Below are 24285 nucleotides of genomic sequence, written 5' to 3' on the forward strand. Positions count from 1 at the left end.
TTTTTCGCGCAGAAGTCAACAATTTGCACGAAATTTATCATCCTGCAGGAATTGTATCCCCTATTTTTGTAAAAGGTGCTCAACTGCCGCCAGCTTTGTGCAGACAGCGAAAATTTCCGCAGCCTTTTGGACTTCTGAAACCGGCGGGAACGACGGCGCCAGCCGGATGTTCGAGTCCTTCGGGTCTTTGCCGTAGGGATAGGTCGAGCCCGGCGGGTTCAAAATCACGCCGGCGTCTTTGCAGAGCGCAACCACGCGCCCGGCGCAGCCCTCCATCACATCGACGCTGACAAAATATCCGCCGCGGGGATTCGTCCACTCCGCCGCGCCCGTTCCGGCAAGCTCGGTATCGAGCGTTTCGACCAGCGCGCGGAACTTCGGCTGCAAAATGGCGCGGTGCTTTTTCATAAGCGCCAGAACGCCGGCCTTATCCTTGAGGAACCGGATGTGGCTGAGCTGGTTGAGTTTATCCGGCCCGATGGTTTTGACGGAAAAATGCTTTCTCAAATCCGCAAGCGTGCTGCCCCACGCGGAAACCGCCGAGACGCCCGCGCCGGCAAAGGTGATCTTGGAGCTGGACGCAAACATGATCGGAAATTCGAGCGAATCCTGCTCCTTGCAGGCGTCGAAGAGGCTCAAAAGCTGATCCGGCGTGTCGGTCAGGTCATGGACGCAGTAGGCGTTATCCCAGAAGATCCGGAAATCCTTCGCAGCAGGCCTGAGCGCGGCAAACCGGCGCACCGTCTCGTCCGAGTAGGTGATGCCCTGCGGATTCGAGTACTTCGGCACGCACCAGATGCCCTTGACTGTCGGGTCGTGTTCGACATACGCTTCGACCTGGTCCATATCCGGGCCGGTCGCCGTCATGGGAATCGGGATCATCGTCAGGCCGAAATATTCCGTGACCGAAAAATGGCGGTCATAGCCCGGCACAGGACACAGGAATTTGACCTCCTGCTGCTTGCCCCAGGGCTGGCATCCGCCGAACCCATGCGTCACGGCGCAGGAAATCACGTCGAACATGATGCTAAGGCTCGAGTTATTTCCGATAATAATGGACTCTTCCGGCGCATCCAGCAGGTCGCCGAAGAGCTTCCGGGCAAGCGGAAGGCCGTCCGGATTACCGTAGTTGCGGCAGTCCTCCCCGCCGGAGGACTGCATATCCGAAGAAGAGGTCAAAACGTCGAGCATGCCCATCGACAGGTCAAGCTGCTCGGTGCAGGGTTTTCCGCGGGTCAAGAGCAGATGGTTGCCCTCTGTACAAAGCGCGCGATAGCGTTCCGTCAGCGTTTTCTGTTGCTCCGAAAGTTGTTCCTTCGTCAGTTCCTTCAAGTTCAACATGAACACTCCTCTTCAAATAATATGCAAAAAATCTTGTGAAACCATAAACATTTTAACTCTTCACCAGCAAAAATGCAAGTTTAAAAGCAAATTCCTGCATTTTCCGCATTTTCACCACGAAACGCCCGATTCTAAACCGCTTTCTGTCTATTCCGGATAGAACGGTTTGCGTGCGAAGGCCGCCGGTGCAAGCCGGGCGCCTACAGCGGATCGAAGCCGTCGAGCAAAGCAGAACCGCGGCGCAGGTACGGTGCACCGCGCGCCGAAGAGCAGATCAGCTGGCATCGAACACAAATCGCGGCCGGACGCCTGCGGCGCAAAGCCGCGCAGGACGGACAAGAAAAGGCCGGTGCCTGAGACGGTGCAAGCCGGGCGCCTGCGGCGGATCGAATCCGTCGGGCAAAGCAGAACCGCAGCGCAGGGCACGGTGCACCGCGCACCGAAAAGCAGATCAGCTGGCATCGAACACAAATCGCGGCCGGACGCCTGCGGCGCAAACGCTCCGTGCAAAAGACCGGAACTGCGCAGATCGGCGCGCAAGCCGGGCGCCCGCGTTGCAAAGCCGCGCAGGACGGACAAGAAAAGGCCGGTACGTGAGACGGCGCAAGCCGGGCGCCCGCGGCGGATCGAATCCGTCGGGCAAAGCAGAACCGCGGCGCAGGGTACGGTGCACCGCGCGCCGAAAAGCAGATCAGCTGGCATCGAACACAAATCGCGGCCGGACGCCTGCGGCGCAAACGCTCTGTGCAAAAGACCGGAACTGCGCAGATCGACGCGCAAGCCGGGCGTCCGCGTTGCAAAGCCGCGCAGGACGGACAAGAAAAGGCCGGTACGTGAGACGGCGCAAACGCTCCGCGTGAGAGAGCCGGCGCGGCGCGCCATCTCGCGGCACAAATGCCGCCGGTATAACGTGCAAACGCTCGCCAAACAAGAAAGCGCGGCGCAGTCTTTTGCGTAAAGTCCGGCGTGCCGGACGAACGCTGCCCTGCATCCGTCCAGATAACGAAAGGCGGCGGAGAACGCTTCCCCGCGCGCCTTTTCCAATGTCTTGCAACGTTCCTGCCGGGAAGCCCGGCCCGGCTGCTGCAGCCAAAACGAAGCAGCAGCGTTTTTCTGTGCGCCTGGAATGCGTCTGCAAATGAACCCTTGTGCAAAACCGCTGACCGCCAAATGCACGGACAAACACTTCTACACGAAAGGAACCTTCCGCCTGCGTGCACGCCGCACTCGCGGCGATTTGTGCAGGCCGCACGAAACAAACCCTGTTCGTAAGCGCTTAAAAATCTAGCGCTTAAAATTCTGCGGATCCGGTCGTACGCGGGAAAGGCAGCACGTCGCGGATATTCGAAATGCCGGTCAGATACATGACCATCCGCTCAAAGCCGAGACCGAACCCGGCGTGCTGGACGCCGCCGTATTTCCGCAGATCGAGATACCACCAGTAGTCCGCCGGGTTGAGTCCCAGCTCTGCAAGGCGGCCGAGCAGCACATCCTCGCGCTCCTCACGCTGGCTGCCGCCGATGATCTCGCCGATGCCGGGCACCAGAAGATCCACCGCGGCGACCGTTTTGCCGTCGTCATTGAGCCGCATGTAAAACGCCTTGATCTCCTTGGGGTAATCCGTCACGAACACCGGACGGCCGAACACCTGTTCGGTCAGGTATTTTTCGTGCTCGGTCTGCAGATCGCTGCCCCAATGGACTTTATATTCGAAGCGGTCGTTCACCTTTTCGAGGATTTCAATCGCTTCCGTGTAGGTGATGTGTCCGAAATCCGACTCTGCCACGTGCGAAAGGCGCTCCAAGAGTCCCTTATCGACGAACTGATTGAAGAACGCCAGATCCTGCTGGCAGGTCTCCATCACATAGCGGATGATAAACTGGATCATATCCTTTGCAAGCGCCATGTCATCCTGGAGATCGGCAAAGGCGATTTCCGGTTCGATCATCCAGAACTCCGCCGCGTGGCGCTGGGTATAGGACTTCTCCGCGCGGAAGGTCGGCCCGAACGTGTAGATTTTCCCGAATGCAAGCGCCATGCACTCGCCTTCAAGCTGTCCGGAAACCGTCAGGGACGCCGGCTTCTCGAAGAAGTCTTTCGAATAATCGACCTCCCCGCTCTCTGTACGCGGAACGTTTTCGAGGTCGAGCGTCGTGACGCGGAACATCTCCCCCGCGCCCTCGCAGTCACTCGCCGTAATCAGCGGGGTATGCGCGTAGACGAACCCGCGCTCCTGGAAAAATTTGTGAATGGCAAACGCCGCAGCCGACCGCACACGGAACGCTGCGCTGAAGAGGTTCGTCCGGGGACGCAGATGCGCGATGGTGCGCAGATACTCCACCGAGTGGCGCTTCTTCTGCAGCGGATAATCCGGCGTGGATGTGCCTTCGACCGCGATTTCCCGGGCGTGAATTTCAAACGGCTGCTTGGCTTCCGGCGTTTCGACAAAAATGCCCGTCACCCGGAGCGCCGCGCCGACGTTCTGTTTGGCGATTTCCTTATAGTTTTCTACGTGCTCCGCTTCAAATACAATCTGCACGCCTTTGAAGCAGCTTCCATCGTTGAGGTCAATAAACCCGAGCGTTTTGGAATCCCGGATGGTTCTGACCCATCCGCAGACCGTCACACGCTGGCCGGCATATTGGGAAGCCCCCGCATAGAGCGCACGGATCTCTGTTCTCTGCATCTCGTTTCCTCCCATATATCGATAGAATCGGAATGTAATCTATTATAGCATACCCAAAAACGAAACGCGAATCTTTTTTTCAAAAAATTGTAAAAAAGACCTTGATTTTTCATTTTGTATCGGATATAATAGGAAAGCGCTGTTGAGAGTACACATGGAGAGGTATTCTAATGGTAAGGAGCCACATTGGAAATGTGGTGCACCGCAAGGTGTTGTGCGTTCGAGTCGCATCCTCTCCGCCATGCCGTCGCGAACGAGATTGTTCGTGACGGCTTTTTTCTTGTTTTTGTTCCTGCCTACACCGCACACAGAGAGTTCCGCTTGCGCGGGCCGGCTATGCTTGTGCGCGCTAAATTTACGCCTGCGCGGGCTTTTTCTGCGGGGCGCGGCCGCCGTGCCGTATCCCATCGGGATCCCTTTTCATTATATATATATCATTTCTATCCGATGATATCTCTATCCGATCCCGTTTCGGTTTATTCTCTGATGATTTTGAAAAAGGAGCTGACTGCTTTGAAAACCTGTCCATTTTGCGGCGCACAGATTCCGGACGCCTCCCGATTCTGCAGCGCCTGCGGCAAAACGATAGAACCGGAGCCGACCAAAGTCGAAGAGGCCGCGCAAAAAATTGAGGACGCCGTCACCGAATTTCAGAACACCGCCGATCACACCGCCGAGTTTTCGTCTGCGGACATCCAGAGCGGCTTGGGGCTTTCGGTGCTCGCCTATCTCTCGATTCTGGTGCTCTTCCCGATCTTCCTCGGCAAGAAGTCGCCGTTTGTGCGCTTTCATGCGAACCAGGGCCTTTTGCTCTTCATCGGAGAAATCGCCTACCAGATCGTGACCCGGACGCTGGTGCTGCTGCTCTCGCTTTGCATGCCGCACATTGCCGTGCTGATCGTGGACAAGCTGTTTTTGCTGGTCTCGATGCTGTTTGTCGTGTTCGCCGTCTGGGGAATTGTCAATGTGGTAAACGGAAAAGCCAAGGAGCTGCCGCTTATCGGGAAAATCCGCCTGCTGCAATAAGCCGCTGCCCTTTTGGCGGGTTTTGCGGGCGCAGGCAGAACCGCCTGCGCAGCCGAAAACGCCGGTTCGATCCGGACACGCCCGGCGGATGCAGCGCGCGGTACGGGTCATTTCGCGCAAAATTTCCTGCAGAATTGGATGCGCCTGAACCGGCAGGCTTTCGCAGGAGCGCCGCGCGGATCTTGAACACGCGAATGAAAACGCAAAAACGCCGGCGGAAGTCCGGGCAGATTAAATCGGGCAGACATTCATTTTAGAAACGAGCAATGGGGCCGCACCGCGCGGTCCTTTTTTTCTTTATATAGGATGGAGATGTTTTATGTGTTATACGGCTCTGCAATCCTGCGCTGTGCTTCGGCGCAGGATACACGATTCCGCTGCATGTCCTGCGCGCTGTGTTGCGGGCGGGCGTTTCGGCGGGCGTTTCGGGTACGCGCGGCGGACGGCGTTTTTGCGGCGCTGGGTTGTGCAGCGTTCCGATAGGGCGCGGCGACAGGTATTTTTGCGTGCGCACCGGCGTGTATTCCGGCGGGCGCGGCGGACGTGTCCCGACTTTGGGCGGCGTTTTGCGCGCGTGGTGCAGGTCTTGCGGCTGGGCGTGCGTTGTTCCTCTCGGTGCGCGTTTGGCGGGCGTTGCCATACACGGGTTTCTACGCGTACGTCGTGCACGATTCCGCTGCATATCCTGCGCGCTGTGTTGCGGGCGGACGTTTCGGCGGGCGTGTCCCGATGCCGTGCGGGCGTCCCGGCGGGCGTTTCGGGTACGCGCGGCGGACGGCGTTTTTGCGGCGCATGGCTTGTGCAGCGTTCCGATAGGGCGCGGCGACAGGTATTTTTGCGTGCGCACCGGCGTGTATTCCGGCGGGCGTGTCCCGTGCCGTGCGGGCGTCCCGGCGGGCGTTTTTGCGGCGCTGGGTTGTGCAGCGTTCCGATAGGGCGCGGCGACAGGTATTTTTGCGTGCGCACCGGCGTGTATTCCGGCGGGCGTTTCGGGTACGCGCGGCGGACGGCGTTTTTGCGGCGCATGGGTTGTGCAGCGTTCCGATAGGGCGCGGCGACAGGTATTTTTGTGTGCGCACCGGCGTGTATTTCGGCGGGCGCGGCGGACGCCCAGAAAATTTCGCGCGGCGGACTGTATGGTTTTCCGGGGATCGGGCATCCTGTTGCTGAGACCCGGCTTTCTATGCACTCTTCCTGGCAATCTTCCTGCAAACGTATTCCCGCACGGCGGCTTTTTGCCCGTTTGGGAAACCATACAGCCGATTTAAATTGTAAATAAATTGTTAACAACATGAATTTTCTGTTGCCTTGACGTACTCATAATGTTATGATATCTTTGGTAAATTTGGCAAATTCGTAATTTTTACGTTTTTCGTCAAATTTTATCCTTTGTTCTTTTTTCTCCATCATACGGGTCAAAAACCGGATCTATGAAGGAATGATTTTTCCTGAAAGGAGGTACATCGATATGTCTAATGGATTTGTTGTCCTCATGGGAATCGGGACCGTTTTCATCGGATTGATTTGCATCATCGTGCTCTGCACCATCATGAGCACGCTCTATAAATCCTTCTCGAAAAAAGACAGCCAGACAGCAGGCGCTGGCGCTCCGGCTCCGGCGGCTCCCGCAGCAAATGAGGCCATTGCAGACAGGCCGGCTTTCATTGCCGCCGTTTCTGCGGCGGTGGCGGAAGATCTTGCGACAGATGTCTCCGGCATTCGTATCCATTCTGTAAAGCGCGTATGAACCCCAAAATATTTTCTGTGATGAGGTGGCAGTAATGAAAAAATATCGTGTGAATGTCAACGGCACCAACTATGAAATCGAACTCGAGCTCGTCAGCGAGAATGACGCGAAGGCTGCTGCTCCGGCTGCTGCTGCGCCCGCACCTGCGGCTGCTCCGGCTCCGGCTGCTGCTCCGGCAGGCGGCGAGAAGATCACAAGTCCGATGCCCGGCACCATTCTCAGCCTGAATGTTGCTTCCGGCGACGCCGTGAAAAAGGGCCAGGTTCTGATGGTTCTCGAGGCGATGAAAATGGAAAATGAAATTATGTCCCCGATCGACGGAAAGGTTCTGTCCGTAAATACTTCCAAGGGCTCAGCCGTGGAAGCCGGAACACTCCTCTGCGTACTGGGCTAATCGCGGCATACATTGGAGGGACAATTACATGGACGTTATTTTAAATTTTATCAACCAGACCGGTTTCAGCATGATTGCGAACAACTGGAAATGCCTTGTGATGATCGTCATCGCGCTGGTGCTCTCCTATCTCGCAATCGTCAAGAAATTCGAGCCGCTGCTGCTTTTGCCGATCTCCTTCGGCATGCTGCTGACCAACCTCCCCGGTGCGGAAATGTATCACGAAATTCTGTTCGCCGGCGGACACATCCACTGGGATCTGATCGGCGGCGCAACCGTTACGCAGGAGTTCCTCAATGAGCTGGCGTCCTCCGGCGTTTCCGGAACGGTTCTCAATTCCGTAGCGGTTGGAAAATCGATCTCCATCGGCCTGATCGACATTCTCTATCTCGGCGTCAAGCTCGGCATCTATCCGTGCCTGATCTTCCTCGGCGTCGGCGCAATGACCGATTTCGGCCCGCTGATCGCAAACCCGAAGAGCCTGCTGCTCGGCGCTGCTGCACAGCTCGGCATCTTCATCACCTACATCGGTTCCCGCCTGCTCGGCTTTACCGGTCAGGAAGCAAGCTCCATCGGCATCATCGGCGGTGCAGACGGCCCGACGGCCATCTATGTCACGACCCGCCTGGCGCCCTGGCTGCTCGGACCGATCGCGGTCGCCGCTTACTCCTACATGGCGCTTGTTCCGGTCATCCAGCCGCCGATCATGAAGCTCCTCACAACGAAAAAAGAGCGCATGATCACCATGAAGCAGCTGCGTCCGGTTTCCAAGACCGAAAAGATTCTCTTCCCGTTTGTGGTTACCATCTTTGTTGCGCTTCTGGTTCCGTCCGCGGCTCCGCTGGTCGGCTGCCTGATGCTCGGCAACCTCTTCCGTGAGACCGGCGTTGCGGATCGTCTCAACAAGACCGCACAGAACGAGCTGATGAACATCGTCACGATCTTCCTCGGCGTCTCCGTCGGTGCAACGGCAACTGCCGCAACCTTCCTGAGCGTTTCGACCCTCAAGATCATCGTCATGGGCGTTGTCGCGTTCGGCCTCGGTACTGCCGGCGGCGTGCTGCTCGCAAAACTGATGAACCTCTTCCTCAAAGAGAAGATCAATCCGCTGATCGGCTCGGCCGGTGTTTCCGCTGTTCCGATGGCAGCCCGTGTTTCGCAGGTTGTCGGACAGAAGGAAAATCCGGGCAACTTCCTGCTCATGCATGCAATGGGTCCGAACGTAGCCGGCGTTATCGGCTCCGCAATCGCGGCGGGCGTACTGCTCGCGCTGTTCGGCGCCGCTTAATGGAGGTGTAAGATATGGCAAATCCTTTGAAAATTACCGATACCATCCTGCGTGACGCGCACCAGTCTCAGGCTGCAACGCGGATGCGCACCGAAGATATGCTTCCCGCGTGTGAGCTGCTCGACAACATGGGCTACTGGTCCCTCGAGTGCTGGGGCGGCGCAACGTTCGACGCCTGCATGCGGTTCCTCAACGAGGATCCCTGGGAGCGTCTGCGTACGCTGAAAAAAGCCATGCCGAAAACGAAGCTGCAGATGCTGCTGCGCGGCCAGAACATTCTCGGCTACCGCCACTATGCAGACGACGTGGTTTCGGAATTCTGCAAAAAATCCATCGAAAACGGCATCGATGTCGTCCGGATTTTCGACGCGCTGAACGATCCGCGCAACATGGAAATGGCCATGAAGGCCGTCAAGGAATACGGCGGCATCTGCGAAGCGGCGATCAGCTACACGATCAGCCCGGTTCACAACGAGGACTATTTTATCAAGCTTGCGATGCAGCTTGAAAAAATGGGCGCTGACGTGCTCTGCATCAAGGACATGGCAAACCTGCTTCTGCCCTATGAGGCCTATTCCCTCGTCAAAAAGCTCAAAGAAAACATCGGCATTCCGGTTCATCTGCATACGCACAACACGACCGGTACCGGCGATATGACCTATCTGATGGCCGCACAGGCCGGCGTGGATATCGTTGACTGCGCGCTGTCTCCGCTTGCAAACGGCACTTCACAGCCCGCAACGGAATCGCTTGTTGCAACCCTCAAGGGTACAGAGCGCGACACGGGTCTCGACCTTGCCAAGCTCAGCGAAGCCGCTGCGCATTTCCGCAAGGTGGCGCAGAAGCTCAAGGATGAGGGCAGCCTCGATCCGAAGGTTCTGCAGGTAGACACCAACACGCTGCTCTATCAGGTACCGGGCGGCATGCTCTCGAACCTGATTTCTCAGCTTAAGCAGGCAAACGCCGAGGATAAATACTATGACGTGCTCGCGGAAGTGCCGCGCGTCCGTAAGGACTTCGGCTATCCGCCGCTGGTCACGCCGACCAGCCAGATCGTCGGTTCGCAGGCGGTGCTCAACGTCATCTCCGGCGAACGCTACAAGATCTTCACGAAGGAATCCAAGGGCCTGCTCCGCGGCGAATACGGCCAGCTTCCGGCTCCTGTCAATGAGGAAGTCCGCAAAAAGGCAATCGGCGATGACGAAGTCATCACCTGCCGTCCGGCGGATCTGCTCGACAATGAGATGGAGAAGCTCACAGCGGAAGCCAAGGACTTCGCAAAGCGTGAAGAGGATGTGCTCAGCTACGCGCTCTTCCCGCAGGTCGCAAAGAAATTCTTTGATTTCCGCGATCACAAGGCCGAAGAGCCCGCGCCGAAAGCAGACTCTGACGGTGTTCGCACCATCTATGTACAAGACCTCTCCGTTTAACTTTTCCCATATTCGAAAAACAGCACGCGCCATCCGGCACGTGCTGTTTTTCTATGTTCTGCCGCTTTGAAGCGGAGCTGACTGTAGCAATCCCTCATCAACGGTATTCGATTCAGATGTTTCTGTAATTTCTGTTCATGCATCTAGGTCAATCGATGTTTTATTCTCTGAATAATACCATGTAATCACCAGACGGTCATTAATTATACACATATATCTTATCTGCAAAACAATCAAGCACCCGATTTCGTGTATCTACATCGTCAAAATCTGCTTTCGCATACATTTCAAAACCGTTCTTTATACTGTTTTCATCTTCAGCAAGTGTCTGTTTCAACTTTACAGTTTTAACGGCTTCTGCAATGCCTGTCTTTTTGTTCTCTAGCTCTGTAAGCCTGCTTGTCACTGCATCTGATAAAACGCCCTTTTCCATAACCTTGATAAGATTCATGAAAAAAGAGAACCGCTTTCGCCATTCTCTTTTCTACAAACTGGAATTCATCTTGCTTCCTTTAACAATTCTTCAGCTTCTGCACCAAAGAGTTTTGCCAGCGCCATTAGATTCGTAGTGCTTGGATCAGACACACCACTTTCCCATTTAGAGACAGCCTGACACCTAATGTTTCTGCGACAAACTCCTGGGTCATTTTACAATCTACCCGATGCTGTTTCAGCACTTCTCCAAGAGTCCTTGCGTTTTCTGCTCTTTCTTTTCTCACCGGTGCTGATTTTGTATACTTCCGCAGTGCTTTGATGATTAGGCTAACAACATAGATGATAATCGCTACCCCAACAAGCCACATGGCAATCATAAGATACTGAAATAGACCAGAATTCATTTTTTTGTCCTCCTTTCTATTTGATAGCCTAATTATAGTGCTTTTTCTATGGTTGCACCACCAACTATAACGCAACTTTTCGGTTGCGAAGCATTTATGATAATAAATTCCGATTTGTCAAATTCACATCCGCATTCGGCTTGTTGCATTTTCGTGGCTCTCAACGGAGTTGGACGCTTGATTTACCGGGATTTTCCGTCGTTTCGGCGCGGTGTCAGCGCAGGTGCCGCGGCGCGGTGTCAGCAGGGTGTCTCGGCGCGGCGCCGGAGCATTTGCGCGGTTCCCGGTTCGTGACGCTGTTTTGGGCTTTGCCTGTCCGCGGGTGCCGCGGCGCGGTGTCAGCGCGGGTGCCGCGGCGCGGTGTCAGCGGGGTGTCTCGGCGCGGCGCCGGAGCATTTGCGCGGTTCCCGGTTCGTGACGCTGTTTTGGGCTTTGCCGGTTTGCAGGTTTCGCGGCGCGGGGTCAGCGCGGGTGTCGCGGCGCGGCGCCGGGCGTTTGCGCGGTTCCCGGCTTGTGATGTTGTTTTGGGCTTTGCCGGTTTGCAGGTTTCGCGACGCGGTGCCTGCGGGGCGTCTCGGCGCGGCGCGGGGCGTTTGCGCGGTTCCCGGTTCGTGACGCTGTTTTGGGCTTTGCCGGTTTGCAGGTTTCGCGGCGCGGTGTCAGCGCGGGTGTCGCGGCGCGATGCCAGCGGGGTGTCGCGGCGCGGGGCGTTTGCGCGGTTCCCGGCTTGTGATGTTGTTTTGGGCTTTGCCGGTTTGCAAGTTTCGCGGCGCGGGGCCAGCGGGGCGTCTCGGCGGCGGCGCCGGAGCGTTTGCGCGGGGCCCCGGTTCGTGACGCTGTTTTGGGCTTTGCCGGTTTGCAGGTTTCGCGGTGCGATGTCAGCGCAGGTGCCGCGGTGCGCGGGGTCAGCGGGGTGTCGCGGCGGCGGGCGTTTGCGCGGTTCCCGGCTTGTGACGCAATTTTGGGCTTTGCCGGTTTGCAGGTGCCGCGGTGCGATGCCAGCGCGGTGCCTGCGGGGCGTCTCGGCGCGGCGCCGGAGCGTTTGCGCGGTTCCCGGCTTGTGACGCTGTTTTGGGCTTTGCCGGTTTGCAGGTTTCGCGGTGCGATGTCAGCGCAGGTGCCGCGGTGCGGGGTCAGCGGGGTGTCGCGGCGGCGGGCGTTTGCGCGGAGCCCCGGTTCGTGACGCTGTTTCGGGCTTTGCCGGTTTGCAGGTTTCGCGGCACGGTGCCAGCGGGGTGTCGCGGCGGCGGCGCCGGAGCGTTTGCGCGGGGCCCCGGTTCGTGACGCTGTTTTGGGCTTTGCCGGTTTGCAGGTTTCGCGGCGCGATGCCAGCGGGGTGTCGCGACAGCGGGCGTTTGCGCGGGACCCCGGTTCGTGACGCTGTTTTGGGCTTTGCCGGTTTGCAAGTTTCGCGGCGCGATGTCAGCGCAGATGCCGCGGCACGGTGTCAGCGGGGCGTTTGCGCGGTTCCCGGTTCGTGACGCTGTTTTAGGCTTTGCCGGCTTGCAGGTTTCGCGGTGCGATGTCAGCGCAGATGCCGCGGCACGGTGTCAGCGGGGCGTCTCGGCGCGGTGCCGGGCGTTTGCGCGGTTCCCGGCTTGTGACGCTGTTTTGGGCTTTGCCGGTTTGCAGGTGCCGCGGTGCGATGCCAGCGGGGTGTCTCGGCGGCGGGCGTTTGCGCGGTTCCCGGCTTGTGATGTTGTTTTGGGCTTTGCCGGTTTGCAGGTTTCGCGGTGCGATGCCAGCGCAGGTGCCGCGGTGCGCGGGGTCAGCGGGGTGTCGCGGCGGCGGTCCCTCTGCAGAGTCTGCTGTTCTTTCCGCGCTGCGCGCCAAACGGCGGCGCCTCTTCCCTGCGTTCCCGTTTGTCCGCAGGTTTGCAGAACCCCGGACAAGCAAACCGCAGGCGGCTCTGCCCTGCGGCAGATATGTTCGCAGAAGCGAAGCCGCCGGACTTCGATACCCGGCCGCGCGGGCGAATCCGGCAGAGGCTCAGCGGTGCTCGTCTGCCTCTGTATAGAGCTCGGGATAACGCGCGTAGAAGGAGGCCGGCTCGCCGGCGGCCTCCAGATGGGACAGATCGCCGAACCGCGACATGCGGAACACGGCGGTGCCGGCCTGACGCTCTTCGGTGGAGAGGATCGTGACGCTGCTCGGCAGCGCAACCGCAAAATGCCACAGCGGCACCGGCGACAGGCCGAGCAGATGCGCCAGCAACACGCATTCCACGCCGAAATGGCAAAAGAGGATGAGATTCTCCCGATTCGGACGCTCTGCGCGGTACAGATGCCCGTCGCGGACATAGCCGTGCGTTTTTAGAAGGGCATCCAGGCCGTCGCCGACAGCGTCGAAAGCCGCGCGGATGCCAGAGTCGCGATAGAGCGGGCCGGTCGACCAGCGTTCGCGGTCGTAATAGACCGGATCCTGCGCCCAGTCGGCGGGCAGCACATCCCATGCAATCGGGGCAGGATGGCCGCGGTGCGAAACGCGGTAGCCGTAGTCAAACTCGTGCAGCCAGCTTTTCTCCTCTGCCGTCGCCTGTGCGGCGCGCAGCGTGAACGAGGCCGTATCCTTCGCGCGGCCCAGCGGCGAAACGTAATACGATGCGGGCGCGATCTTCGCAAGGCGTTTTCCGAGAAGCGCCGCCTCACGCCATCCTTTTTCGGTCAGGGAATCGACAGCATAATCGGGCTCTGCATGTCGGACAATGTAAAGATTCATAACGGAACCTCCTGTAAGCATTGGAAATCGACGCGCTATGCGCCGATCTGATTTTAGCAGATTTCACGCAAAATGGAAAGCCGGATTTCATTTTCGCACCGGAGAGGGTTCGCTTTCGCGGCGCGGAGGAATCTTCAATCGGGGCGGGCCGCAGCCGCGCACTCTCTGGGTGGCAGGTTCGGCCAAACCGCGTGCGGCCGACGTCCGGGTACTCTGCGGACGGGCGCGGCTTCGGCAACGTGCAATCCGGCAAGGCGGCTCCGGCCAGGCCGGTTCGGCAATTTAGAATTCGCCCCAGATAAATTTTGAGCAGGCAAATACGGTTTGCGGCAGGCAAATATGCTGCCTGCGTGTGTCTTCCCCCGGGTGGGATCCCGTCACACCAAGCTTGCCGGCCTGTGCTTTTGCCGACCGGTGCCCCTGCGGCTGGTGTCTTGCCGGCCGGTGTCTTGCGGACTCTACCCTTGCGATCGGGCACGCTTGCGGTCAGTATCCTTGCGGACTCTACCCTTGCAGACGGGCACTTTGCGGCGCGGAGGAATCTTCGATCGGGGCGGCGGCCGCGCATTCTCTGCGGGGTCGGGTTCGGCCAAACCGCGTGCGGCCGGGTGCCCGTTCGGACGGGTATCCCTGTGGCCGGCACCCTTGCGGCGCAGAGGTTCCCCAAAAATCGGCGCGGGATCAAAAATCGCGGCGGGTCTTTCCCCGGAAGTGAATTTCCCTTTTCGGCGTTTCAAAGCTTGTTTCGAAACGGATGCAGAGATTTCGGAACGAAAAAAAGCGGAAGTGCGGTGTATAAAACTGGAATAAATGCCCAAGCTACTTTCGTATATATAAAGCATGGCAGATCCCGAAACGGGATTCCACTCCTGCGGGCTTGCCGGTCAGGCGGCCTGCTGATCGCCATGCTGAAGGTGAAATTCGCCGTAAGGCTGAAAGGCGGTATCAAATGGAACTCGCATTAAGGCGCGCGGTCAAGGTGCGCGAAACGGACGTACAGAGCCAGGATTCCTGGGAGCTGATTTCCGAAATTCGGGAAGTAGAACGAAAACTTGCCTATACGGAGGAATGGTTTTCTCTAGAAAAGGACGAAAATCTGATTGATGCCTGCATTTATGAGCGGGAATCGCTCTGCGCGCGGTATCGGTATTTGATCAGCCTTGCCAAGCGTCAGGGAATTTCGTCCCATCCGTTCCGCGCAGGCATGTAGAAGAAACAGGAGGGAGCACAATGGGAACAGGCGGGACGTGGCTGATTGCGGGCGGGGTGTTTTTGCTGCTGGTCGTCATCCAGTGGATTTTGCGTGCAAAGCGCCCGGTTCGAACGGCAGCGTGCGGCGTCCTGACCGGACTCGCTGCGCTCCTTACTGTCAACCTGACCGGGGTGTTCACCGGGGTGACGCTGCCGGTGAGCATTCTGAGCATCGGGATTTCGGCGGTGGCGGGGATTCCGGGCGTGACGATGCTGCTTTTGCTCAATCTGATGCTTTGAAGCGGCCTAAAAAATAGAAAACCGCGGCACGAGACGGACCGCAGTTTGGGGCTTGCCCAGCTGCCATCCGTCTCGTTTTTTTGTTCTGTTCTATGCTCCTACGCGCCCGTGTCCGCGCCGGACTGCCCGGCAAAAAGCCCACAGGCGGCCGCCCGTTGGATTTTTTCTTTTTCCTTTCCAGAAGCCGTGCGCGCCGGTGGCTTTGTTGCACGGAACGCGCACCCTCTGCCGCGTGACACCCGCGCCCCTACCACACAACCCCATCATGCCCCTGTCATGTGTAATCCGCCGCCCTGCCGGGCGCGACGCGCGACCCCGTCACGCAGAACCCCGCGGCTCCATCATACGACCCCTATGCCCTGTCATGTGTGACACCCGCATCCCCTGTCGCGCAAAGCCGGACGGCACAGCATTTCAAAACCGCCCTGCACCGTCCTGCCCTGCATAGATACCGCGCGCTTTTTCTGCACGGAACGCGCGCCCTCTGCCGCGTGACACCCGCCGCCCCAGCCACACAGCCCATGCCCTTGTCATGCGTGACTCGCAGCCCTACCGGGCGCGACGCGCGACCCCGTCACGCAGAACCCCGCGGCTCCATCATACGACCCCTATGCCCCTGTCATGTGTAACACCCGCGCCCCTGCCGCACAGCCCCACGCCCCTGTCACGCAGGCCCCCGCTCCTCCATCATACGACCCCTATGCCCTGTCATGTGTGACACCCGCGCCCCTGCCGCACAGCCCCATGCCCCTGTCACGCGTGACCCGCCGCCCTGCCGGGCGCGACGCACGACCCCGTCACGCAGAACCCCGCGGCTCCATCATACGACCCCTATGCCCTGTCATGTGTGACACCCGCGTCCCCTGCCACACAGCCCATGCCCTTGTCATGCGTGACCCGCAGCCCTACCGGGCGCGACGCGCGACCCCGTCACGCAGAACCCCGCGGCTCCATCATACGACCCCTATGCCCTGTCATGCGTAACCCGCAGCCCCAGCCGCACAGCCCTATGCCCTTGTCATGCGTGACCCGCAGTTCCTGCCGCGCAAAGCCGGACGGCACAGCATTTCAAAACCGCCCTGCCCTGCATAGATACCGCACGCTTTTCTGCACGGAACGCGCGCCCTCTGCCGCACAGCCCCATGCCCCTGTCATGCGTGACCCGCAGCCCTACCGGGCGCGACGCGCGACCCCGTCACGCAGAACCCCGCGGCTCCATCATACGACCCCTATGCCCTGTCATGCGTAACACCCGCAGCCCCTGCCGCGCAAAGCCGGACGGCACGGCATTTCAAAACCGCCCTGCACCGCCCCGCATGGATACCGCGCGCTTTTTCTGCACGGAACGCGCGCCCTCTGCCGCGTGACACCCGCGCTCCTGCCGCACAGCCCCATGCCCCTGTCATGTGTAACCCGCAGCCCTACCGGGCGCGACGCGCGACCCCGTCACGCAGAACCCCGCGGCTCCATCATACGACCCCTATGCCCTGTCATGCGTAACACCCGCAGCCCCGTCGCGCAGAGTCCCATGTCCTTACCGCGCAGACCGACAATTCCGTCGCGCAAAACCCGCGCCCTCTGCCCGCCGGCTTGCCGGGCGGGCAAAAATGTGCTATGATACTGTCACCATTGTTTAGGAGGCGTTTCATCTTGAAATGGATGCTGCTTACCGTTATCGCCGGTCTATGCAAAGCCGTTCTGCGCGGCATTTATGCGTTTTTAAAGCTCTTCCCCGCCAAAAATAAAGTTTCCTTTTTGAGCCGCCAGTCCGATTCCGTGCGGGAAGATTTCACCATGATCGCCGCTGCGCTGCAAAGCGCTTCGCCGGACACGCAGTGCGTGTTCCTTTGCCGCACGCTCCGCGGCGCCGCCGACGCGCCCGCCTATTTTCTGCATCTTCTGCGCTGCATGTATCATATCGCGACCTCGAAGGTCTGCATCACCGATACCTATTCCATTCCGCTTTGCATTCTGCACCACAAAAAAGGGCTCACGATCATCCAGATCTGGCACTCGCTCGGCGCAATCAAAAAATTCGGCTATCAGTCGCTCGGACGCACCGGCGGCCGCAGCGAAAAGATGGCGCGCCTGATGCACATGCACCGCGGCTACAGCTATGTGCTCTGCGCTTCTGCGGAGACGCGCGCGCTCTACGCACAGGCTTTTGACATGCCGGAGGAGAAAATCCTTTTGACCGGCATTCCCCGGATCGACGCCATCCTGCACGCCGGAGAAGAAGAAAACCGCGCGCGCCTGCTTGATGCATATCCGGCGCTCAAAGAGAAAAAAATACTCCTGTACGTTCCGACCTTCCGAACGTCAGGTCTGCCGGATCTCGACGCCATGGACGCCTGCATCGACCACGACCGCTATGAGCTCGTCGTCAAGCTGCATCCGCTCGACGCCGAAAAGCTCCGCAAGCAGGGCAAGAGCTTCGACCGCTATCCGGAGATTCCGACCCTGCGGCTCATGACCGTTGCCGACGCCATTATCACCGACTATTCGGCCATCTCCATCGAGGCCAGCCTGTTAAACCGGCCCGTCTACTTTTATCTTTACGACCTTTCGGAATACCTGACAGAGCGCGGACTGAACTTTAATCCGCTGACCGAGATGCCGGACTGCGCCTTCTGCGATTTTCCGTCGCTTTTCCGCCGGATCGACGCCGGCAACTACGACTTTGCAGCGCTTGCTGCCTTTCGGAAGCGTTTTGTAGAAACCTGCGACACCCAGAATACGGAACGGATTGTGTCGCTGATTTTCAATCATCTGGAGGCGCCTTCGCTTGCGTAATCCCATCCGACTTGCCAAAACCGGATTTCAGCAGCTGCTGGAGTCCCATCCCGCGCTACGCCGACCCGTACACGCCGGTGTGACTGCCGTCCGCCGCGGACGCTACGCGCTGCGCAAAGCTGCCGCTCCCCTTTCGGAGCACAGCATTCTCTTCTGTGCCTATCAGGGCCGCTCCTATTCCTGCAGTCCCAAGGCCATCTACGAGTATCTGCTCACCGATCCCAAATTTCGGGATTATACCTTCACTTGGGTGCTCAAAGACCCGGCGCGTTACCCGTTCCTGCTCGAAAACCGGAACACCTTCCTCGTGCGGCCGGGCACCCGCGACTATGAGCATGCGCTGGCCCGCGCCAAATACTGGGTCTTTAATTTCCGCACCGCCGATCACCTTTCCCCGCGCCGCGGACAGGTCTATCTGCAGTGCTGGCACGGCACGCCGCTCAAGCGGCTCGGCTGCGACATCGAATTTTCGGGCGCTTCGTTCCACACGCTGCCCGAGATCCGGCGCCGCTACCACCGGGACGCCCGGCAGTTTCACTATCTGCTCTCGCCCTCTCCGGCCGCAACCAAAACCTTTATCTCGGCCTGGGATCTCGACCGGCTGCTGCCGCCGCTCTCCATTTTGGAAATCGGCTATCCGCGCGACGATATCCTGATCCAGAACCCGCCGCAGGCCCAGGCGTTCCGCAGGGCGCTCGGCATTCCGCCGGACAAGACGGTCGTGCTCTATGCGCCGACCTGGCGCGACGACCAGCATCGCGCCGGCGTCGGCTACACCTACGCGCCGGCACTCGACTTTGCCCGCCTGCAGTCGCTGCTCGGCGACCGGTTTGTGATCCTCTTCCGCGCGCATTACCTCATCGCCAGCCAGTTCGACTTTTCGCAGTATGCAGGCTTTCTCTACGACGTCTCGGCCGTCGACGATATCAACACGCTCTATCTGATCTCCGATCTGCTTGTTACCGATTATTCGAGCGTCTTTTTTGATTATGCGTGTCTTTGCCGCCCGATCCTCTTTTATATGTACGATTTGGAGCATTACGAGTCGCAGATGCGCGGGTTTTACCTCAAAAAGGAAGCGCTGCCCGGCCCGATTCTGCAAACGGAAGAGGCGCTCGCCGATGCCATTGTGCAGTACAGCGCGCATTTCTCCTGCGACGAGCGGTACCAGGCGTTTAACCGCGTCTATAACGCGCTCAACGACGGCCGCGCCGCACAGCGCTTTGTGGAGTTCTGCTTCCGGGAAACACCCGTAGACGCACAGGACAGGTAGCACGATCCTGCCAAGCCGCACAGGCCGCTGTTTCGGTGCGCCGCGCCCGGAAACGAGCCGGGCAAACAGCCAAAGTGCGCCGTGCCTAGAATGACCGGCCAACACTCGGGTCGGCCTGACCGCCCGGCCCCCGCATGGTGCGCCAAAAAGCCGCGCCGAGGATCCTTTTTCGGAACGCTGCACGGCATGCAAACCGGCGCACTGGCGGCGGTCGGCACGCGGCGTTCCAAAAGGCCGCATGCCGTGGCGCCGGTATCAAACGCCGCCGAAATTCCGCACAGGCCGCTGTTTCGGTGCGCCGCGCCCGGGAACAAACCGGCCAAACAGCCAACGCGCGCCGCGCCCAGAATGACCGGCCAACACCCGGATCGGCCTGACCGCCCGGCCCCCGCATGCCGCGCCAAAAAGCCGCGCCGAGGATCCTTTTTCGGAACGCTGCACGGCATGCAAACCGGCGCACTGGCGGCGGTCGGCACGCGGCGTTCCAAAAGGCCGCATGCCGTGGCGCCGGTATCAAACGCCGCCGAAATTCCGCACAGGCCGCTGTTCCGATGCGCCGTGCCCGGAAACGAGCCGGGCAAACAGCCAAAGTGCGCCGTGCCTAGAATGACCGGCCAACACTCGGGTCGGCCTGACCGCCCGGCCCCCGCATGGTGCGCCAAAAAGCCGCGCCGAGGATCCTTTTTCGGAACGCTGCACGGCATGCAAACCGGCGCACTGGCGGCGGTCGGCACGCGGCGTTCCAAAAGGCCGCATGCCGTGGCGCCGGTACCAAACGCCGCCGAAATTCCGCACAGGCCGCCGTTTCGGTGCGCCGTGCCCGGAAACAAACCGGCCAAACAGCCAAAGTGCGCCGCGCTTAGAATGACCGGCCAACACCCGGGTCGGCCTAACCGCCCGGCCCCGCATGCCGCGCCAAAAAGCTGCGCCGAGGATCCTTTTTCGGAACGCTGCACGGCATGCAAACCGGCGCACTGGCGGCGGTCAGCACGCGGCGTTCCAAAAGGCCGCATGCTGTGGCGCCGGTATCAAACGCCGCCGAAATTCCGCACAGGCCGCCGTTTCGGTGCGCCGTGCCTAGAAACGGACTGGCCAAACAGCCAAAGTGCGCCGCGCCTAGAATGACCGGCCAACACCCGGATCGGCCTGACCGCCCAGCCCCCGCATGCCGCGCCAAAAAGCCGCGCCGAGGATCCTTTTTCGGAACGCTGCACGGCATGCAAACCGGCGCACTGGCGGCGGTCGGCATGCGGCGTGTGCCATTTCCTAAAAAACCGGGCTCTGCCCGCAAATTGCTTTTTTGCTGGGAAACAGGCCCGTCCTGCTGTCACACACCCAGAGGCCCTGTCATATGTTAGGAAAGAGAAACGAAGTTTCCTTCTTCTAAAATTCGGACAGGAGTGATCGATCCATGCGATACATTACGAACCTCGACAAGCTCGGCGAAGGCCAACACGCGCGGGTGCTCCGCCTGACGGCGGACGACGGCATCCGGCGGCGCATGCAGGACATCGGACTCATCCAGGGCACGCCGGTCAAATGCCTGCAAAAAAGCCCCTTCCGCGACCCGATCGCCTTTCTCATCCGCGGCGCCGTCATCGCGCTGCGCGCCGAAGATTCCTCGCAGGTCCTTGTCGAGTACGACGCCTGACGGCATCTTAGGAAAGGAGGGAGTTCTTGTGGGACTTACCGCGGAATCGAGCGGGCTGCACGCCGTCGATCACGGCCTTTCCGTCCGCAAACGGCAGGCATCCGACCGCGTCCTCGCGCTGGCCGGCAACCCGAACGTCGGAAAAAGCACCGTCTTTAACGCGCTGACCGGCCTGCGGCAGCATACCGGCAACTGGCCCGGAAAGACCGTCACAAACGCGCAGGGCTTCTGCACGCACGACGGCCAGGGCTTTACGCTCGTCGACCTGCCCGGGTGCTACTCGCTGATGGCGCACTCGGCAGAGGAGGAGACCGCGCGGGATTTTCTCTGCTTCGGCAAGGCGGACGCGGTGCTCATCGTCTGCGACGCCACGTGCCTGGAGCGCAATCTCAACCTCGTGCTGCAAATTCTGGAGCTCACGCCGAACGCCGTCGTCTGCGTCAACCTCATGGACGAAGCCGCGCGCAAGGGCATTTCCATCGACTTTTCCGCTGCACAGGCGCGCCTCGGCGTGCCGGTCGTCGGCACCTGCGCGCGGGAAGAAGCATCTATCCGCGCCTGCATGGACGCCGTCAAGGCGCTGCCCGAAACAAGCCGCACGCCTTACCGCGTCACCTACGGCGCAGAGCTGGAACACGCAATCGCCCTCCTGCAGCCTGCCCTTGAGACGGCCGGCATCGGCGGCATTCCGCCGCGCTGGCTCGCGCTGCGGCTGCTCGACGCCGATGCTTCTCTGCAGCAATCGCTGCAGGAGGCGCTCGGGAAAGATCTTCTGCAAGACGCGGAAGTCCAGTCGGCGCTGCAGCTGGCCAATGCATTTCTCGAATCCGCCGGGCTTTCCCCGCAGGCGCGCAAGGATCGCATCGCCGCCCGGCTTGTCATCGCGGCGGAGGATCTCGCGCTCGACATCGTCCGCACGGAACCGACCGCCTGCCACCAGCGCGACCGCAAGCTTGACCGGATCTTAACCGGCAAATGGACGGGATTTCCCATCATGCTGCTGTTGCTCGCCGGCATTTTCTGGATCACCATCACCGGCGCGAACATTCCCTCGCAGTGGCTGCACACGGCACTGTTCCGGCTCGAAGAAGTGTTCTACGACGCGCTTTGCAGTGTGCAGGTGCCGGTGGTTCTCTGTGAGCTCATCGTGCACGGCGCGTACCGGGTGCTCGCCTGGGTGGTCTCCGTGATGCTGCCGCCGATGGCCATTTTCTTCCCCATTTTTACGCTGCTTGAGGATCTCGGATACCTGCCGCGCGTGGCGTTCAATCTCGACAAATGCTTTCAAAAATGCCATGCCTGCGGCAAACAGTCGCTGAGCATGTGCATGAGCTTCGGCTGCAACGCCGCCGGCATTGTCGGCTGCCGGATTATCGACTCCCCCCGTGAGCGGCTGATTGCCATTCTCACGAACAATTTCATTCCCTGCAACGGCCGCTTCCCCGCGCTGATTTCGATCATCACCATGTTTTTCATCGGCTCGGCCGCCAGCGCGCCGCAGTCGCTGCTCTCCGCGTTTTTGCTCGCCGGACTGATTGTGATCGGCATCCTGATGACCTTCGCCGTCTCGCGTCTGCTTTCCGCCACGATTCTAAAGGGTCTGCCCTCGTCCTTCACACTGGAATTGCCGCCCTTCCGCAAGCCGCAGATCGGCAGGATCCTTGTCCGCTCCGTGCTTGACCGGACGCTCTTTGTGCTCGGCAGAGCCGTCTCTGTTGCGGCGCCGGCCGGGCTGCTGCTCTGGCTCATGGCGAATGTGACGGTGTCCGGCGAAACGCTGCTCCATCACTGTGCCGGGTTCCTCGACCCGTTCGGCCGCCTGCTCGGCATGGACGGCGTCATCCTCATGGCGTTCATCCTCGGGTTTCCGGCTAACGAGATCGTGATTCCCATCATGATCATGGCCTATATGGCAAACGGCAATCTCGTGGAGATGAACGACCTCGCTGCGCTGCGGGCGCTCTTCGTCGACAACGGCTGGACGTGGCTGACAGCGGCGAATGTGCTGCTGTTTTCGCTGATGCACTGGCCGTGCTCGACGACGCTCCTGACGGTCAAAGCCGAGACGCAGAGCCTCAAATGGACGCTGCTCGCGTTTTGGATTCCGACCATCGCCGGCATCTGCTGCTGCTTTGCGTTTACGAGTATCGCGCGGATATTCGTCTGACGCCGGACGCTTAAATCTGCGTCAGATCGATGTCGGCAAGCGCAGTAAGGTCGTAGGACGGCTGACGCGGCGAGAGCTGCGGGGACTTGTTGTCGTAGTTGCCCTCGCGGATTTTCTGCCAGTTTGCGGGCTTTAAGATCCAATCGAGCGAACAGCCGTCCCATTTTTGGGAGCGTCCCGACAAAAAGTCGCTCTGCTGCACTTTTGCAAAGACTGCGCGCATTTCATCGGGCGTCATGCCCTTTGCACGGATCGCCTGCTTGCGGGCAGCGGTCCATTTGCCGGTCTCGGAAGGCTGCGGCAGCGAGGGACATTCCTCGATAAACGCAGACCGATACGCTTCGAGAAGATGCGCGCCGGACGCGGAAGCGTCTTCATCATCCCGTTTGGCTTTGCTTTCTTTTTCTCTTTTGCTTTTGCTTTTGGTTTTGCTTTCGCTTTGGCACGTTTCGCATGCGGTCGCATGCGACGGCAAGCGGTCGTACTTTTTCTTTCCATTTTCGCGGTTCCGATCGCACAACTCGGAATAATTCTGTTTCGCCCTGTCGATATCATCCGCGATAAAATCAAATGCAACCGACTCCCGTCCCGCAAGTTCCGGAGCCTCGCCGGTCTCGCTGTATTCGAGCAACGACCGGAATAGTCTCCCTACCTCTTGATCTGACAGCTTCGCAATTTTACGGCGGTAGGAATGATAACAGGGGAAATATTCGAGCGCCATGCTCCGCCTCCCTGCTGAAAGCGCGCCGCCATGCGGGAACCGCCGGCGGTTTTGCCGCAAAACGGCGCAGCTTTCGTTTTATTTAGCTTCAGTCTACCGCAAACGCCGCCGGTTTTCTCCCCGTTTTCGCCAAAGCGCCAAAAAGTTTGGAAGTTTTTTCGCGGCGGACGCGAAGGGGCGCGCTTGCGGAAGGTTTTGCGCAGCGTCTGTGAAGGGCGCGCAGGTAAAAGACCGGGCGCGCGGGCGGTAATTCCGCGCTGAATCGGCTTCTGTGCCAGGGCATTCCGCGCGCAAACAGCAGGTGGCTGGCCGCGCGCAAAAAGCCGGGTGCGGCGCCGCCCATTTTTCGGTCGACACCGCGCGGGCGGAACCTTCGAGCAGACACGCCCCCCTGCCGCGCTTTCAGAGACCCCGCTCGGCTTTGGCGCGGGTCGGGCGCGCAGACCGCCGCGCGGGCGGCGGGCGATCACGCAGAGCGGCAAGGCCGGGCGCAAACAGAAGGTGGCCGGTCAGACCGCAGAACTCTTTCGCGGCGTCTGCGAAGGGCGCACAGGTAAAAGACTGGGCGCGCGGGCGGCAATTCCGCGCTGAATCGGCTTCTGTGCCAGGGCATTCCGCGCACAAACAGTCGGTGTGGCCGGACGCGCAGACGGGAAGCAGACCGCGCAGAGCGGCAGGCCGGGCGCGCAGACCGCCGCGCGGATGGCGGGCAATCACGCA

Annotated in this window: 19 protein-coding genes and 1 tRNA gene; 13 read left to right on the top strand and 7 right to left on the bottom strand. The window is 59.8% G+C overall.

Features of this window, described 5'->3' with window-relative positions:
• Positions 1-60: 60 nt before the first annotated feature.
• Positions 61-1341 carry an aspartate aminotransferase type Ic gene (locus tag IAG03_RS04010; RefSeq protein ID WP_249318526.1) on the bottom strand — a complete coding sequence of 427 codons (1281 nt, stop codon included), beginning with the start codon at positions 1339-1341 and terminating at the stop codon, positions 61-63.
• A gap of 1291 nt (positions 1342-2632) precedes the next feature.
• Positions 2633-4027, bottom strand: coding sequence for an asparagine--tRNA ligase (gene asnS / locus IAG03_RS04015; RefSeq protein WP_249318527.1), 1395 nt, complete (start codon positions 4025-4027; stop codon positions 2633-2635).
• Between the two features lie 156 nt (positions 4028-4183).
• Between asnS and IAG03_RS04020 the strand changes: the two genes are divergently transcribed.
• The 6 genes from IAG03_RS04020 (at position 4184) to IAG03_RS04045 (ending at position 9912) form a co-directional block, all read left to right on the top strand.
• Positions 4184-4269, top strand: a tRNA-Ser gene (locus IAG03_RS04020).
• A gap of 271 nt (positions 4270-4540) precedes the next feature.
• Positions 4541-5053: a zinc-ribbon domain-containing protein gene (locus tag IAG03_RS04025; protein ID WP_249318528.1), complete on the top strand. Its 513-nt coding sequence runs from the start codon at positions 4541-4543 to the stop codon at positions 5051-5053.
• A 1468-nt stretch (positions 5054-6521) separates the two neighbouring features.
• Complete coding sequence (locus tag IAG03_RS04030) at positions 6522-6800, top strand: OadG family protein (protein ID WP_249318529.1); 279 nt, start codon at positions 6522-6524, stop codon at positions 6798-6800.
• A gap of 34 nt (positions 6801-6834) precedes the next feature.
• The gene (locus tag IAG03_RS04035) at positions 6835-7194 is read left to right on the top strand and encodes an acyl-CoA carboxylase biotin carboxyl carrier protein subunit (protein WP_249318530.1); all 360 of its coding nucleotides are present in this window, start codon (positions 6835-6837) and stop codon (positions 7192-7194) included.
• Positions 7195-7264: 70 nt separating this feature from the next.
• Complete coding sequence (locus tag IAG03_RS04040; protein WP_430472437.1) at positions 7265-8482, top strand: sodium ion-translocating decarboxylase subunit beta; 1218 nt, start codon at positions 7265-7267, stop codon at positions 8480-8482.
• A gap of 14 nt (positions 8483-8496) precedes the next feature.
• Entirely contained in the window at positions 8497-9912 is a 1416-nt protein-coding gene (locus IAG03_RS04045) for an oxaloacetate decarboxylase subunit alpha (protein ID WP_249318532.1), read from the top strand.
• 199 nt (positions 9913-10111) lie between these two features.
• On the opposite strand, the gene IAG03_RS04050 is transcribed toward IAG03_RS04045, so the two are convergent.
• From IAG03_RS04050 to IAG03_RS04055, 3 genes are read right to left on the bottom strand one after another with little or no spacing between them, the layout of a single operon-like run.
• On the bottom strand, positions 10112-10363 hold the full coding sequence (locus IAG03_RS04050; RefSeq protein ID WP_249318533.1) for a hypothetical protein: 252 nt from the start codon (positions 10361-10363) through the stop codon (positions 10112-10114).
• A gap of 47 nt (positions 10364-10410) precedes the next feature.
• Positions 10411-10497 (bottom strand): hypothetical protein, encoded by an 87-nt coding sequence (locus IAG03_RS14390; RefSeq protein ID WP_346726101.1) that lies wholly within the window; start codon positions 10495-10497, stop codon positions 10411-10413.
• Positions 10470-10751: a hypothetical protein gene (locus IAG03_RS04055; protein ID WP_346726100.1), complete on the bottom strand. Its 282-nt coding sequence runs from the start codon at positions 10749-10751 to the stop codon at positions 10470-10472. Before IAG03_RS04055 ends, IAG03_RS14390 begins: the two co-directional genes overlap by 28 nt.
• 811 nt (positions 10752-11562) lie before the next feature.
• Between IAG03_RS04055 and IAG03_RS04060 the strand changes: the two genes are divergently transcribed.
• Entirely contained in the window at positions 11563-11934 is a 372-nt protein-coding gene (locus IAG03_RS04060; protein WP_249318534.1) for a hypothetical protein, read from the top strand.
• Positions 11935-12740: 806 nt separating this feature from the next.
• On the opposite strand, the gene IAG03_RS04065 is transcribed toward IAG03_RS04060, so the two are convergent.
• Positions 12741-13469: a histidine phosphatase family protein gene (locus IAG03_RS04065; RefSeq protein ID WP_249318535.1), complete on the bottom strand. Its 729-nt coding sequence runs from the start codon at positions 13467-13469 to the stop codon at positions 12741-12743.
• A gap of 949 nt (positions 13470-14418) precedes the next feature.
• Here IAG03_RS04065 and IAG03_RS04070 point away from each other — a divergent pair.
• The 6 genes from IAG03_RS04070 (at position 14419) to feoB (ending at position 22844) form a co-directional block, all read left to right on the top strand.
• Positions 14419-14679 (top strand): DUF2508 family protein, encoded by a 261-nt coding sequence (locus IAG03_RS04070; RefSeq protein ID WP_249318536.1) that lies wholly within the window; start codon positions 14419-14421, stop codon positions 14677-14679.
• A gap of 20 nt (positions 14680-14699) precedes the next feature.
• A complete protein-coding gene (locus tag IAG03_RS04075; protein WP_249318537.1) occupies positions 14700-14960 on the top strand; it encodes a pro-sigmaK processing inhibitor BofA family protein in 261 nt (86 codons plus the stop codon).
• 1659 nt (positions 14961-16619) lie between these two features.
• Positions 16620-17753, top strand: a complete 1134-nt coding sequence (locus tag IAG03_RS04080) for a CDP-glycerol glycerophosphotransferase family protein (protein ID WP_249318572.1) — start codon at positions 16620-16622, stop codon at positions 17751-17753.
• Positions 17746-19026, top strand: coding sequence for a CDP-glycerol glycerophosphotransferase family protein (locus IAG03_RS04085; RefSeq protein ID WP_249318538.1), 1281 nt, complete (start codon positions 17746-17748; stop codon positions 19024-19026). The genes IAG03_RS04080 and IAG03_RS04085 overlap by 8 nt, the downstream gene beginning before the upstream one ends.
• A 1411-nt stretch (positions 19027-20437) precedes the next feature.
• A complete protein-coding gene (locus IAG03_RS04090; RefSeq protein WP_249318539.1) occupies positions 20438-20677 on the top strand; it encodes a FeoA family protein in 240 nt (79 codons plus the stop codon).
• Between the two features lie 28 nt (positions 20678-20705).
• A complete protein-coding gene (gene feoB, locus IAG03_RS04095) occupies positions 20706-22844 on the top strand; it encodes a ferrous iron transport protein B (RefSeq protein WP_249318540.1) in 2139 nt (712 codons plus the stop codon).
• 10 nt (positions 22845-22854) lie between these two features.
• On the opposite strand, the gene IAG03_RS04100 is transcribed toward feoB, so the two are convergent.
• Positions 22855-23565 carry a DUF6291 domain-containing protein gene (locus tag IAG03_RS04100; protein WP_249318541.1) on the bottom strand — a complete coding sequence of 237 codons (711 nt, stop codon included), beginning with the start codon at positions 23563-23565 and terminating at the stop codon, positions 22855-22857.
• Positions 23566-24285 lie beyond the last annotated feature (720 nt).

Origin of the sequence: Yeguia hominis (assembly GCF_014384705.1) — a bacterium.
GTDB classification, from domain to species: domain Bacteria; phylum Bacillota; class Clostridia; order Oscillospirales; family Acutalibacteraceae; genus Yeguia; species Yeguia hominis.

What these genes read in the sequence shown, in the direction of transcription:
- IAG03_RS04010 (WP_249318526.1), bottom strand. Translation starts at nt 1,341, where the DNA reads ATGTTGAACTTGAAGGAACTGACGAAGGAACAACTTTCGGAGCAACAG.
- asnS (WP_249318527.1), bottom strand. Translation starts at nt 4,027, where the DNA reads ATGCAGAGAACAGAGATCCGTGCGCTCTATGCGGGGGCTTCCCAATAT.
- IAG03_RS04030 (WP_249318529.1), top strand. Translation starts at nt 6,522, where the DNA reads ATGTCTAATGGATTTGTTGTCCTCATGGGAATCGGGACCGTTTTCATC.
- IAG03_RS04035 (WP_249318530.1), top strand. Translation starts at nt 6,835, where the DNA reads ATGAAAAAATATCGTGTGAATGTCAACGGCACCAACTATGAAATCGAA.
- IAG03_RS04040 (WP_430472437.1), top strand. Translation starts at nt 7,265, where the DNA reads ATGATTGCGAACAACTGGAAATGCCTTGTGATGATCGTCATCGCGCTG.
- IAG03_RS04045 (WP_249318532.1), top strand. Translation starts at nt 8,497, where the DNA reads ATGGCAAATCCTTTGAAAATTACCGATACCATCCTGCGTGACGCGCAC.
- IAG03_RS04050 (WP_249318533.1), bottom strand. Translation starts at nt 10,363, where the DNA reads ATGAATCTTATCAAGGTTATGGAAAAGGGCGTTTTATCAGATGCAGTG.
- IAG03_RS04055 (WP_346726100.1), bottom strand. Translation starts at nt 10,751, where the DNA reads ATGAATTCTGGTCTATTTCAGTATCTTATGATTGCCATGTGGCTTGTT.
- IAG03_RS04065 (WP_249318535.1), bottom strand. Translation starts at nt 13,469, where the DNA reads ATGAATCTTTACATTGTCCGACATGCAGAGCCCGATTATGCTGTCGAT.
- IAG03_RS04070 (WP_249318536.1), top strand. Translation starts at nt 14,419, where the DNA reads ATGGAACTCGCATTAAGGCGCGCGGTCAAGGTGCGCGAAACGGACGTA.
- IAG03_RS04075 (WP_249318537.1), top strand. Translation starts at nt 14,700, where the DNA reads ATGGGAACAGGCGGGACGTGGCTGATTGCGGGCGGGGTGTTTTTGCTG.
- IAG03_RS04080 (WP_249318572.1), top strand. Translation starts at nt 16,620, where the DNA reads ATGCTGCTTACCGTTATCGCCGGTCTATGCAAAGCCGTTCTGCGCGGC.
- IAG03_RS04090 (WP_249318539.1), top strand. Translation starts at nt 20,438, where the DNA reads ATGCGATACATTACGAACCTCGACAAGCTCGGCGAAGGCCAACACGCG.
- IAG03_RS04100 (WP_249318541.1), bottom strand. Translation starts at nt 23,565, where the DNA reads ATGGCGCTCGAATATTTCCCCTGTTATCATTCCTACCGCCGTAAAATT.